The organism is Arthrobacter sp. OV608, from assembly GCA_900110595.1.
In the GTDB taxonomy this organism is placed as follows: domain Bacteria; phylum Actinomycetota; class Actinomycetes; order Actinomycetales; family Micrococcaceae; genus Arthrobacter.
This window is the reverse complement of record FOEZ01000010.1, coordinates 29,454-41,608: the sequence shown is the minus strand read 5'-3', so window position 1 is coordinate 41,608 and position 12,155 is coordinate 29,454. Positions and strand designations below refer to the sequence as shown.

At 67.5% G+C, this 12,155-nt stretch carries 10 protein-coding genes; 3 read left to right on the top strand and 7 right to left on the bottom strand.

The window, feature by feature from the left end:
• Positions 1-84: 84 nt before the first annotated feature.
• The 5 genes from BMX78_RS14035 to dacB form a co-directional block, all read right to left on the bottom strand.
• Positions 85-1,125: a LacI family DNA-binding transcriptional regulator gene (locus BMX78_RS14035; protein ID WP_286139018.1), complete on the bottom strand. Its 1,041-nt coding sequence runs from the start codon at positions 1,123-1,125 to the stop codon at positions 85-87.
• A 17-nt stretch (positions 1,126-1,142) separates the two neighbouring features.
• A complete protein-coding gene (gene hpt, locus BMX78_RS14030; RefSeq protein ID WP_018770260.1) occupies positions 1,143-1,694 on the bottom strand; it encodes a hypoxanthine phosphoribosyltransferase in 552 nt (183 codons plus the stop codon).
• A gap of 31 nt (positions 1,695-1,725) precedes the next feature.
• The gene (gene tilS, locus BMX78_RS14025; protein ID WP_091420502.1) at positions 1,726-2,784 is read right to left on the bottom strand and encodes a tRNA lysidine(34) synthetase TilS; all 1,059 of its coding nucleotides are present in this window, start codon (positions 2,782-2,784) and stop codon (positions 1,726-1,728) included.
• A 146-nt stretch (positions 2,785-2,930) separates the two neighbouring features.
• The gene (locus BMX78_RS14020; protein ID WP_091420315.1) at positions 2,931-4,064 is read right to left on the bottom strand and encodes an Rv3626c family coenzyme F420 biosynthesis-associated protein; all 1,134 of its coding nucleotides are present in this window, start codon (positions 4,062-4,064) and stop codon (positions 2,931-2,933) included.
• A 229-nt stretch (positions 4,065-4,293) separates the two neighbouring features.
• Complete coding sequence (dacB, locus tag BMX78_RS14015) at positions 4,294-5,805, bottom strand: D-alanyl-D-alanine carboxypeptidase/D-alanyl-D-alanine endopeptidase (protein ID WP_091420500.1); 1,512 nt, start codon at positions 5,803-5,805, stop codon at positions 4,294-4,296.
• Positions 5,806-5,959: 154 nt separating this feature from the next.
• Between dacB and BMX78_RS14010 the strand changes: the two genes are divergently transcribed.
• Together BMX78_RS14010 and BMX78_RS14005 are read left to right on the top strand one after the other, a co-directional pair.
• Positions 5,960-6,448, top strand: a complete 489-nt coding sequence (locus BMX78_RS14010) for an inorganic diphosphatase (protein ID WP_018762663.1) — start codon at positions 5,960-5,962, stop codon at positions 6,446-6,448.
• 104 nt (positions 6,449-6,552) lie between these two features.
• The gene (locus BMX78_RS14005; protein ID WP_286139016.1) at positions 6,553-7,878 is read left to right on the top strand and encodes a carboxylesterase family protein; all 1,326 of its coding nucleotides are present in this window, start codon (positions 6,553-6,555) and stop codon (positions 7,876-7,878) included.
• Positions 7,879-7,892: 14 nt separating this feature from the next.
• Here the strand turns inward: BMX78_RS14005 and BMX78_RS14000 are convergent, their stop codons facing one another.
• Positions 7,893-8,720: an alpha/beta fold hydrolase gene (locus BMX78_RS14000; RefSeq protein ID WP_091420313.1), complete on the bottom strand. Its 828-nt coding sequence runs from the start codon at positions 8,718-8,720 to the stop codon at positions 7,893-7,895.
• 127 nt (positions 8,721-8,847) lie between these two features.
• Between BMX78_RS14000 and BMX78_RS13995 the strand changes: the two genes are divergently transcribed.
• Entirely contained in the window at positions 8,848-9,636 is a 789-nt protein-coding gene (locus BMX78_RS13995; protein ID WP_091420496.1) for a DUF429 domain-containing protein, read from the top strand.
• Between the two features lie 11 nt (positions 9,637-9,647).
• On the opposite strand, the gene BMX78_RS13990 is transcribed toward BMX78_RS13995, so the two are convergent.
• Positions 9,648-12,035, bottom strand: a complete 2,388-nt coding sequence (locus BMX78_RS13990) for a phosphoketolase family protein (RefSeq protein WP_091420311.1) — start codon at positions 12,033-12,035, stop codon at positions 9,648-9,650.
• Between the last annotated feature and the right edge of the window lie 120 nt (positions 12,036-12,155).

Sequence of the window (12,155 nt, the reverse complement as noted above, 5' to 3'; positions counted from 1 at the left end):
CCGGAGTAGATCACGCATGGTGTGGGGCAAAAGTTCCCTGTGGGCGTACTGGCGCCGCCCCGCCTTCACACAGGAGCCTAGGGCCTAAATCCGGGGCGCGGCCACGGAGCCGCGGGCCACCAGGGGGCAGTTGAGGAGCACTGGTTCAGGAACGGCGGCCTCCGGCAGCTGCGTTCCCTCAACCGTGTCGATCAACCGATCCGCGGCCCACGCACCCATTTCGTAGTGCGGCAGGGCAACGGTGGTAAGCCCGGGGTGCAGGTTGGCGGCGATCAGTTCCTGGTCGTCAAAACCCACCACGGACAGGTCCGCGGGGATGGACAGGCCCAGCTCGGCGGCTGCCCGGTAGGCTCCCATGGCCATCCGGTCGTTGTAGCAGAACAAGGCCGACGGCGGGTTGCCACCTTGGAGGATCCGGCGGGCTGCGTCGTAGCCGCCCTGTGCATCGGAGGAGGCTGACTGCACGGGTGCGGCGCCGCCGTCGAGCCCGGCCCGGTTCAGGGTTTCGCGGAAGCCGCGGAGCCGCCCGCGGGTGGAGGGCACGTCCTCGGTGTTGTTGATGAAGCCGACGCGGACGTGCCCTGCGGCGAGCAGTGTTTCGACGGCGGTACCAGCCCCGCCGTATTCGTCCGGGACTACGGAGGTGAATGGCTCGCCGGTGCTGACTGCATCAACGAGGACCGCCGGCACCTTTCCAAGGTTGGGCGGAGCGTCCACGGTCCGGTGGTACATCGTGGCGTAGAGGATGCCGTCCACCTGCCGCTCAAGGAGCGCCTCCACGTCTGCTTCCCGGGATGCCGGGCCGGCGGAGCCAGAGGTGTTGATGACCATCAGGGTGTAACCGCGGGCGCGGGCAGCATCATCGGCCCCCAGCAGGATGCTGCCCGCGTGCGGAGTGGTGGCGATGTCCTCGCTGACCAGGCCCAGCATTCCGGTGCGCCGGCTCCGCAATGCTTGCGCCAGGCGGTTCGGCCCGTAGCCCAGCTGCACGGCCGCGGACCGGACCTTATCGCGCGTTTCGGCGCTGACGCGCGCGTAGGCAACATCGTTCAGGACATGGGAGACCGTGGTGACAGACACTCCCGCGGCCAGCGCCACGTCCTTGATGCCAATGTTTTTACGCAAGGTCCGGGCGGCGCAGCCTACTCGTAAACGTGCGGGGCGAGGGTGCCCACGAAGTCCAGGTTGCGGTACTTCTCGGCGTAGTCCAGGCCGTAGCCCACCACGAATTCGTTGGGGATGTCGTACCCGACGTACTTGACGTCGATCTCCACCTTGGCAGCGGTGGGCTTGCGGAAAGCGGTGCAGATTTCCACTGAAGCGGTGCCGCGGGATTCCAGGTTGGTCTTCAGCCAGGAGAGCGTGAGGCCGGAGTCGATGATGTCCTCGACGATCAGCACGTCCTTGCCCATAAGGTCCGTGTCCAGGTCCTTCAGGATGCGGACAACTCCCGAGGACTGGGTGCCGGAGCCGTAGGAGGAGACAGCCATCCAGTCCATGGAGATGTGGCTGTGGAGTGCGCGCGCCAGGTCAGCCATCACCATCACGGCCCCCTTGAGGACGCCCACAAGGAGGATCTCGCGGCCCTCGTAGTCCTTGTCGATCTGAGCAGCGAGCTCGGTGATCCGCTGCTGGATCTGCTCCTTGGTGTAGAGAACGTGCTTGAGGTCTGCCTGGACGTCGTTTGAATCCACCAATGGCTCCTGTGTAGATGCGGGGGTGCGACTATTTTGCGGGCGGTTTTTGAGGCCGGAATACTAGCTTCCCACAGCGTGCGCCTCCGCGGGGAACGGAGCCGGGGCTGCCGTGGGCCGCCGGAACGCCGGCATCCTTCGATCCCTCCAGCTGCGCCAGCGACAACCTGTACACGCTCACGCCACCGGGCAGCTCCACCGGGCCGGCCGAACCCTGCCGCCGCAGCAGCGCTTCCGCGGCCAAAAGGCGCTGGTAGCTGGGCTGCTGCCCGCCGACGTCGGCCGCTGCCTTGGCGATGACGCGGAACCTGATGGCGGGGGCCAAGCTGCGCAACGCGTCCTCCGGAAGGCTGAGTTCGCGGCCGTTCCGCTCCACAAGCGAGGCAAAGGTGCTTTCCGCCACATCCTCCAGGTAGTCGGCGTCCAGCTGCAGGATGGAGGCCGTCCGGGCCAGGGATTCGGCGACTCCGGGACCCAGCTTGTCCTCAAGGTGCGGCAGCACCTCCACACGGGTGCGCGAACGGGCGAAGGCCGGATCCGAGTTGCTGGGATCGTGCCACGGGTCCAGTTCCTCGACGGCGCAGATCTCCTCCGTGTCCGCCCGGCGGAGTCCCAGGAAGGGCCGCAGCAGCTTGCCGCGGACCGGCCTCATCCCGGCCAGCGACCTGGTTCCCGAACCCCGGGCCAGGCCCAGGAGCACCTGTTCGGCCTGGTCGTCCAGCGTGTGTCCCAGCAGGATGGCATCCGCGCCCTGGTCCTGCGCTGCTGCTTCGAGCGCAGCGTGCCGGGCTTCGCGTGCGGCGGCTTCCGGGCCGAGTCCCGTCCCGCCCACGGTCACGGTCCGGATTTCCACGGGGGCAAGGCCCAGTTCCTTCAGGACGCGGGCTGTTTCGGCCGCCACGTGGGCGGAACCTTCCTGCAACTGGTGGTCCACCACCACGGCGCCCACCGTGACAGGGTGGCCGTCGACGTGGCCGCGGCGGGCGAAGTAAGCCGCCACTGCTGCCAGGGCGAGGGAGTCCGGTCCCCCACTGCAGGCCACCAGGAGGTGCCGGGGGTAGCCGGCCTGGGCCAGGGCTTCCTGGAGCATCTTGCGCGCGGTGCCAATCACGGGCGCAAGCCGGCCGGGCCGTCGTCGTCCTGTTGGCTGGGGTGGTTCGCTGCGCTGGGGTGGTTCGCTGCGCTGAGGTGGCTTGCTGGACTGGGCTGCCTGGCCGGGGTGGGGACCGGTGTTAATCAGAGTCCCATCCGCTCAAGCCACAGCTTGGCATCGTGGATTTCGGGCTCGGTGGGCAGGTGGTCGGCCGACTCCCACACCCGGTTGAAGCCTTCCATTCCGGCGACGTCCACCACTGCGCGGACGAACCGCGCGCCGTCGGAGTACTGGCGCATCTTGGCGTCCAGGCCCAGGAGGCTGCGGATGAACTTTTCGATGACGCCGCGGTCCTTGCCGCGGTCGTTGAACCGCTGCCGGATGGTTTTCACCGACGGAACAATGCTGGCGTCCACGGCGTCCATCACCACATTCGCGTGGCCTTCGAGCAGGCTCATCACCGCGGTGAGGTGCGAGATGGCGGCCTTCTCCTCGGGATCCTGCAGCAGGTCCAGGATGGCGCCGCGGCCGGGCGTGTTTCCGTCGGCCGTACGGTCCTTCAGTGAACGGGCGGCGGCGGTGGCGCGCTCCATCAGCGAATCGACGTTGCCCAGCAGGTGGCCGCTGAGTTCGTCGATCTGCTCCAGCATGTGGTGCCGCAGCCACGGCGCGGCCGCGAACTGGACCCGGTGGGTCTGCTCATGCAGGCAGACCCAGAGGCGGAAATCCTCCGGGGTGACGTTCAGTTCCCGCTCCACAGCAACGATGTTGGGGGCCACCAGGAGCAGGCGTCCCCCTGACGGCGCGGTGGAACCCTCGGCGAGCGCCGCGAACGGATCGTATTGGCCCAGGACCTTGCTGGACAGGAAGGCCAGGACGGCACCCAACTGGCTGCCGGTGATGGCGCCGCTGACACTCGCTGCGGCAGGGCTCAGGGAACCGCGCCTGCTTTCGAGCATCTTTTCCATGGCGGGCTTCAGCATCACGGCGAAGCTTTGGGTGTTGGCCTTGGCCCAGGAAGCACGGTCCACTACCAGCACGTTGGAATCCCGCAGGTTCCGTGCCGCTTCCAGGCCCGTGATCTCGTGGACATGCTCCACCGAAGCGTCGGCGAGCCGGCGGAGGCTGTCCACGGCGTCACCGATGGCGGCCTGGTTCAGGACCGGGCCGGCCGGAGCCAGCCGCGCCGCGGTGGAGGCGGCCAGGTCCCAGTTGATCAGGGACGAGGCCTGGCTGGACAACGTTTGTGCTGACGACTCACCTGTAGTGGACTCCATAAGTCCCATCAGAACACAGCACCCTGTGGATAGTCCTTAAGTTCGCTCACCGGCGAACCAAACCAGCGGCCCCAACAGCTCGACAGCCGGTGGACAGGAGCACAAAGCCCACGCCTATCCGTCGCCGGAAACATGGTGTCCAATCGCACGGACGGCCCGGCCCCGCATAAGCGGCGTTGGCCAGCAACGGTTGAGCGGGGCGGGGCCGCTCCTGCAGATGCGCTGGGTGCTACCTGCAGCCGCAGGCCGCGAGCGCCGTGGCTGCCCGGTCCAGCGCCACCTTGTTGCCTGCGGCGCCGGGTGTGAGCCCGTTGCCGATGAAGGAGAAGACCAGGAGGCGGCCGTCGGCGTCCACAACGTAGCCGCTGAGCGCCAGCACCGTGTTCAGTGTGCCGGTCTTGGCGCGGACCAGCCCTGCACCCCGGGCGGTTGACTCTTCGCCGTAGCGGGTGTCCAGCGTGCCGGTGAGGCCGGCCACGGGGAAGCCGTCCAGCGCGGCGCGCAGCCGACTGTCCGTGCCGGCGGCGATGGCCCGCACCACCTCGGTGAACTGGCGGGCCGACACCTGGTTGCCCATCGCGAGGCCGCACACATCCACGAGCCTGATGCCGTCAACGTTGATTCCGGCGTCGGTGAGCTGCGCTCGGACGGCAGCCGTGGCGCCGTCGTTGCTGCCCGGTCCCCCTGCGGCCACCGATGCCATTCGTCCCAAAACTTCGGCAAGGTAGTTGTCCGAGGCTTGAAGCATCAGGTCCACCTGTTCGGCCACCGCGGCTGACTGCGCCTCCGCGAAGACCGCCGGCTCCCCTGCTTCCCCGCCTGTTGGTGCTGACCGGGGCGAGCGTTCGACGGCGGCTGCCACAGTCAGTCCCGCGGCCGCGCCCGCCGCCCGCAGCCGGGCCGCGAATTCCTCCCCAGCTGTGATGGCCGGGTCCTGTGGACGCGGGCCGGTGGTGACAGCGGGGTCGTAGCGGGCAGAGTTCAACGCCAGCGGGTACACCGGTGCCACTTCCCCGGCAGCAACATCACCGCTTTCCCAGGCCGGATTCAGTGCCGGACCGGTGAACAGGGAATCGTCCACCAGCACTTTAATTTCACCCGCGGCGCCTGCGGCTTTCAGCGCTTCCACAGTTTCCGCGGCGAGGGTGGCCAGGCCGGTATGGCCCATCGTCTGGTCCGCATTCGACTCGCCGGCACCGAGGAGGACGTCGCCGCCACCGACCAGCACTACCTGCCCTGCTGCCGGACCTTGGACAACGGACGTGGTGAAGCGGTGCTCCGGGCCAAGGGAACGGAGGGCGGCCACAGCGGTCAGCAGCTTCAGGTTGGAGGCCGGCACCCTGCCCTCGGACCCGCCCCGGTCATAGAGGACCTGTCCGGTGAGTGCATCCTGAACCAGTCCCGTAAAGTTCCCGCCGCCGTCGGCCTTCAACAGCGGTTCCACCTGCGCGGTGACGCTGGACGCGGCGGGAATGCTGGCTAATACGTCCAGCGGGGCAAGTCCACGTGCGGCAGACAGTGTGGCGGGGGCCTGCTGCCATTCAGGCGCCGGCGGGGCGGGGGCAGGGGCCTGCGGGCCCACGAACCCCGGCGCAACCAGCAGGGCTGCGGGGGCCATCAGGACCAACAGCAGGGCGGTCAGGACAACCGCGGGCCAGGACCGCTTAAGGGCCGTGACTGTGCCCCGGAAACTGTGGCGGACGCGGTCAGGCCACGGTTCCGCGGCAGTTGGTTTGGTCATGCTGGTGCTGGTCCTCAAGTCCTGAAATTTCCCCACAAGTTCCTGATTCCAGGGCCTCTCGCTATATCCTCAATAATAGTCGGCGGCACGGACACTCCCTTTGGTGAGCAGTCAAGTGTGCCGCGAACCCCCTGCAATTGCCGAGGAGCATTCCATGAAGCATGATGTGACCATCGAGATCCCCAAGGGATCACGCGTCAAGTACGAAGTTGACCACGAGACCGGCCGCGTCCGCCTGGACCGCGTCCTCTTCACCTCCATGCAGTACCCCACGCATTACGGATACTTCGAAAACACCCTCGGCGAAGACGGCGATCCCCTGGACGCACTGGTGCTCCTGCAGGACTTCGACCTGCACCCCGGCGTCATCGTTGAGTCCCGCCCCATCGGCGTCTTCAACATGACCGACGACGGCGGCGGAGACGCCAAGATCCTCTGCGTTCCGGTGGATGCCCGCTTCGACCACATCCAGGAAGTCAGCGACGTCAACGAGTTCCTGATCAAGGAAATCGAGCACTTCTTCACCCGCTACAAGGACCTGGAGCCGGGCAAGTGGGTCAAGGCCGAGGGCTGGGGCGACCGCGCCGCTGCCGAAGCTGAGCTGGAAGCCTCCATCAAGCGTTACGTGCCCACCGGCCACTAGTACTGTCCTGCAACGCGAGGTCACATCTCGCCCAATTCACCACGGAAATTGGGCCGGAAGTGACCCCGCGTTGCGGTTTAAGAGTTGTGCTTTAGGGTAGGTCGGTGAGCTCCGCACCCATCTTCATCCCGCCCTGCGGTCCCGTTACCGGCTGGCACGACAGGGACGTCCTTCGGGCCACCGGCATTCCTTATGCCAGGGCGGCCCGGTTCCAGCCTCCCGTTCCTGTGCGGGACTGGACCGAGCCGTTGGCAGCCACTTCCCCGGCCCCCGCCTGCCCGCAGGGGCCGGTTCCGTTCCTCGACGACGTCCTGGGCACCCGCTACGGGGAACTTCCGGGCAGCGAGGACTGCCAGAACCTCTCCATCACCATGCCTGCGGATCTGTCCCCGGGCGAGCGGCTGCCGGTGATGGTGTGGATCCATGGCGGTTCCTACACCACCGGTTCGGGGGACCTGGCCATCTTTGACCCCGCAGTTCTGGTGGCCGAGAACCGCGTGGTGGTGGTTTCGGTGACCTATCGGCTGGGGCTGTTTGGGTTCCTGGCCACGCGGTCGGGCCGCCCGGGCAACCTCGGACTGCTGGACCAGCTGGAGGCCTTCCGCTGGGTACAGCGGAACATTGGCGCGTTCGGCGGTGATCCGGGGCGGGTGACGGCGTTCGGGCAGTCCGCCGGTGGCGACGCCATCGCCCATCTCATGGCCACCCCTGAGGCGCCGCAGCTGTTCCAGCGGGCCATCATCCAAAGCGCCCCGCTGGGCATCTCCCGGGGCAGGGCAAAGATGAACCATGCGATGGGCATCGCCGCCGAGACAGTTGACGGCGGCACCCGGGCCATGGATGTGGTGGAGCGGGAGGACCACGTGGCGCAGGTAGCGCGGAAGTTCGGAATGCTGGCCGCCATGCCGTTCGGGACGCAGTACGGGCACGCGCCCTTGCCGGAGGAACCGGACATCGAGGCCGCATGGAACCGTTCCGCACCCGGGATAGAGGTGCTGATCGGGCATACGTCTGAAGAGGCGCGGCTGTTCCTGCCGCGCAGCCCGTACCTGAGCCGGCTGGCCCGCGTTCCGGTTGCTGGAACCGCCGCCGTCCGGGCCATCGACTGGGTGGTCACCGAGACCGTGTACGGCAGGGCCGCCCGGAAATTCGCCCGCCGCCATGCCAGGGCAGGGGGAAAGGCCCACCGGTACGTCCTGCACTGGCATGCGCCCGGCAACATTTTCGGTGCGGCCCACACCATCGACCTTCCCCTTCTCTTTGGCAACCGGAGCACCTGGGACGGCGTGGGCTTGATTGCCGGCGCGGCCTGGGAGGACGTGCACGACGTCGGGCGGCAAGTGCGGAGCCTCTGGGCGGCTTTCGCACGGGGAGACTCCCTCGGCCAAAAGGGCGGGGTCCCGGGCGCGCTGACGTACCAGGCGGCCTGACTAAGGACTTCGTGTCAGGCGGCAACTAAGTTGCGGATGGCTTCCACCAGGATGTCCTGGCGCTGGAAGTAGGCGTTGTGGCCGGCGTCCTCGACCACCAGGAGGCGGGCACCCGGAACGGTGGCGGCCACGTGCTCGGCACCGCGGCGGATGCGTGGCCTTTCCTGGTCTCCGATCAGCACCAGCAGCGGGCTGGTGATGGATTCCAGTCCTTGCTGGAACCAGTCCACATCCGCCGGATCGGCGCTGAGGAACTCGCCCTGGCTTTGTTCGAGGCTGCGTGGGTAGCGGGCGGCTTCGATGGCGGCAGCTGTGGAGCGGACGCGGATATAGCGGGCGTAGTCCTTGGGGTTCTCAGCGATCCACCGCTCCGTGAAGGAATTCCCCACCCCCAGCCAGATCCGCTCGTCCGCGTCCAGCGAGCTGAACACCTCGAATTTCTCGGCCTGGCCGGGCTGCCCGGGCGGCGGCACCACCAGCGGCCACCCCATCCCGCAAACCACGAGTGCTGCGGCACTGCCGGGATTCCGTACCGCCCAGCGGAGGGCCGTCATGCCACCCATGGATTGCCCCACAATCACCGGGTTCTCCAGGCGCAGCGAGCTGATGAACTGGTCCAGCTCTGCAGCCCGGTCCACCAGCGGGCCCTGCCGCGGGGAGTTGGACGACCAGCCGTGATCGTAGGTGTCGTAGGTCAACACCCGGAAATCCTGCTCCAGTTCGGCGGCGATCGGCTCCCAGCAGGCTGCCGCGGAGGCATGGCCGTGCAGCAGCACAACTGGCTGGCCCCGGCCGGAGTCCGTGTAGTGGATGTCGTTGCCGAGCACGTCGAGCCAGGGCATGGGTTGATCCTTTCGGGCAATGTTGGCAGGCGGCCCACCATGCACCAGAGTTCCAGATCAAAGGGTCCGGAGTCACCAGGTGTCCAGAACGGGCCAAGCCGTCCAGAACCGGGCCATGCCGTCAAAAATGCCGCCGGAGGTAGAGTCTGGTTCCGTTAGAACGCTCGGAGTGGACCTTGCCGCGGCCACCAAAAAGACGGCGGTGGCGGTCATCGAATGGGGCCATGGCTCCGCGCGGCTGGCGCACCTCGCACTCAATGTGGCTGACCAGGAGATCGTGGAGCTGTTCGGAGCCACAGACATGACGGGCATTGATTGCCCCGTCGGCTGGCCGCAGGCGTTGATCCCGTTCCTTACCGGGCATCTGGAGTTCAACGGCGGCCCCGTCCTGGCATACGACGGCATTGAGGGCCGGCGCCTCCTCGCCTACCGGGACACGGACCGCTTCGTCACCGCCAGGACCGGCCTGATCCCGCTCAGTGTCTCTGCGGACCGGCTCGCGCACCCGGCCATGCGCTGCGCAGTCATCCAGGCAAAGATCGCAGCGCTCCACGGCCCACAGCCGAGGGACGGCTCCGGCAAACTGGCCGAGGTCTACCCCGCTGCCTCACTGAAGCTCTGGGGCCTGGCAGCCCGCGGCTACAAAGGACGCGGCACCACGGAAGCCGAACGCCTCTCGGTGCTGCTCGAAGGCCTGCGCGGGCACGCACCCTGGCTGGATTTAGCCGGCCACGAGGAACGGCTGGCCGGCTCGGACGACCTGTTTGACGCCGTCGTCGCTTCCCTTACCGCCCGCGCGGCCGCCGTCGGACTCACCGCGCAGCCTGATGACGCACACTCCCCAGCCGCCATCAAGGAAGGCTGGATCCACCTGCCCACGGGCGGCCTCGACCGGCTGGTGTGCCCGGGCGGCTAAAGAGGCGGGGGTCAGCCGAGTTTCCAGTTCCGGATCTCTTCCGGATCCTCACCGTGTGAACGCGTGTGCTCGCGGGCCCGGATCCGGCGGTCCTGGAGCTCCTGCCGCAGCATGGAGTGCTTCTCCGCCAGGCCAGGCACACGGTCGATGGCGTCGATGGCCAGCTGGAACCGGTCGATGCCGTTCAGCATGGCCATGTCGAAGGGTGTGGTGGTGGTCCCTTCCTCCTTGTAGCCGCGCACGTGCAGGCCCTCCTGATTGGAGCGGCGGTAGGCCAGCCGGTGGATCAGCGACGGATAGCCGTGGTACGCGAAGATGACGGGCTTGTCCGCGGTGAAGATCCCGTCAAAGTCCCGCGCCGGCAGCCCGTGCGGGTGTTCGCTCTCGTCCTGCAGCCGCATCAGGTCAACAACATTGACTACGCGGACCTTCAGCCCTGGCGCCCCCAGCCGGAGCAGCTCCGCCGCCGCCACCGTCTCCACCGTAGGCACGTCGCCAGCGCAGGCCAGGACGACGTCGGGCTCCTCCCCCGGCACCTCCGAGCCCGCAAACTCCCAAATCCCCAGCCCGCGCTGGCAGTGGGTGGCGGCGTCGTCCGGCCCCAGCCAGGTGGGTGAGGGCTGCTTGCCGCTGACCACGATGTTCACGTAATCGGTGGACGCCAGGCAGTGTTCCATCACCGACAGCAGCGTGTTCGCATCCGGCGGCAGGTACACCCTGATGACTTCGGCCTTTTTGTTCACCGCGTGGTCGATGAACCCGGGGTCCTGGTGCGAAAACCCGTTGTGGTCCTGCTGCCAGACGTGTGAGGACAGCAGGTAGTTCAGCGACGCGACCGGTTGGCGCCACGGCAGTTTCCGGTGCACCTTCAGCCACTTGGCATGCTGGTTAAACATCGAATCAACGATGTGGATGAACGCCTCATAGCAATTGAAGACCCCGTGCCGGCCGGTCAGCAGGTAACCCTCCAGCCAACCCTGGCACAGGTGCTCGCTCAGCACCTCCATCACCCTGCCGGAGCGCGCAAGGTGCTCGTCGACGTCGTCAATCCGGTACTGCCACACCTTGTCCGTGACCTCGTAGACGTTCTGGAGCCGGTTGGACGCCGTCTCGTCCGGGCCGAACAGCCGGAACGTTTCCATGTTCAGGGCCACCACGTCCCGCATCCAGGAACCCAAAGTGACCATCGGGCTGACGCGCTTGGTCCCGGCCTTGGCAACCTCGACGGCGTGGTCACGGTAGGCGGGCAGCTTCAGCGCGCGGCGGAGCAGGCCGCCGTTGGCGTGCGGTGTGGCGCTCATCCGGAAGTCGCCGGTGGGCGCACCCTCGGCGACGTCGGGCCGGAGCCGCCCGTCGCCGTCGAACAGTTCCTCCGGGCGGTAGGACTGCAGCCACTCCTCCAGCAGCCGCAGGTGGTCGCCGTTGGTGCGGACCTCGGACAGCGGTACCTGGTGGCTCCGCCACGTTCCCTCAACCTGCAGCCCGTCCACCTCGCGCGGCCCGGTCCAGCCCTTCGGCGAGCGCAGCACAATCATGGGCCAATGCTGCGCCTCCGCAGCATCCCTGCCCGCCTGCCCGCCGCTCTCCGGGGTCCGCCGGGCGTCCTGGATGGCACGGATATCCGTCATGCAGCTTTCCAGCGCCGCAGCGAAGTCCCGGTGGGCCTGCTCCGTGCTGTCCGGGTCCTTCACCGTCACGAAGTAGGGCTCGTGGCCGTATCCGCGCAGGAGCTGCTCGAGCTGCGCTTCAGGCATGCGCGCCAGGACCGTGGGGTTGGCGATTTTGTAGCCGTTCAGGTGCAGGATGGGCAGGACCGCGCCGTCCGCTGCCGGGTCGAGGAAGTTATGGGAGTGCCAGCTCGCGGCCAGCGGCCCGGTCTCCGCCTCGCCGTCGCCAATCACGACGGCGGCCACGAGCTGGGGATTGTCGAGGACCGCACCGTAGGCGTGGGCGAGGGAGTAGCCAAGTTCGCCGCCCTCGTTGATGGAGCCGGGAGTCTCCGGGGCGGCATGGCTGGGGATGCCGCCCGGGTAGGAAAACTGCCGGAAGAGTTCCGCCAGACCATCCTCGTCGTTGCCCACGTGGCCATAAATTTCGGAGTAGGTGCCTTCCAGCCAGGCGTTGGCGACGACGGCGGGACCGCCATGGCCGGGACCTGCCACAAAGAGCATCTCGGCTGAGTCGCGGCGGATGATGCGGTTCAGGTGGGCGTAGATGAAGTTCAGCCCGGGCGTGGTGCCCCAGTGCCCCAGCAGCCGGGACTTGGTGTGCCCGGCCTTCAGCGGTTCGCGCAGCAGCGGGTTGGAGCGGAGGTAGATCTGGCCTACCGAAAGGTAGTTGGCGGCGCGCCACCAGCGGTCCACCAGTTCGAGTTCGTCCTGCCCCATGCTGCTGGTCATACCCATCCTCACGTCGCGGTCACCGCCCAAAGGCGGCCGTTGCTCCATCGCACCAGATGGGCCCGGATGGGGCAACCCCGCTTGCCCGGCGGAGGCTACCTGCGGGTAGGCTGTGCTTTC

What these genes read in the sequence shown, in the direction of transcription:
- tilS (WP_091420502.1), bottom strand. Translation starts at nt 2,784, where the DNA reads ATGCTCCAGGAAGCCCTGGCCCAGGCCGGCTACCCCCGGCACCTCCTG.
- BMX78_RS14020 (WP_091420315.1), bottom strand. Translation starts at nt 4,064, where the DNA reads ATGGAGTCCACTACAGGTGAGTCGTCAGCACAAACGTTGTCCAGCCAG.
- dacB (WP_091420500.1), bottom strand. Translation starts at nt 5,805, where the DNA reads ATGACCAAACCAACTGCCGCGGAACCGTGGCCTGACCGCGTCCGCCAC.
- BMX78_RS14010 (WP_018762663.1), top strand. Translation starts at nt 5,960, where the DNA reads ATGAAGCATGATGTGACCATCGAGATCCCCAAGGGATCACGCGTCAAG.
- BMX78_RS14000 (WP_091420313.1), bottom strand. Translation starts at nt 8,720, where the DNA reads ATGCCCTGGCTCGACGTGCTCGGCAACGACATCCACTACACGGACTCC.
- BMX78_RS13995 (WP_091420496.1), top strand. Translation starts at nt 8,848, where the DNA reads ATGCCGCCGGAGGTAGAGTCTGGTTCCGTTAGAACGCTCGGAGTGGAC.
- BMX78_RS13990 (WP_091420311.1), bottom strand. Translation starts at nt 12,035, where the DNA reads ATGACCAGCAGCATGGGGCAGGACGAACTCGAACTGGTGGACCGCTGG.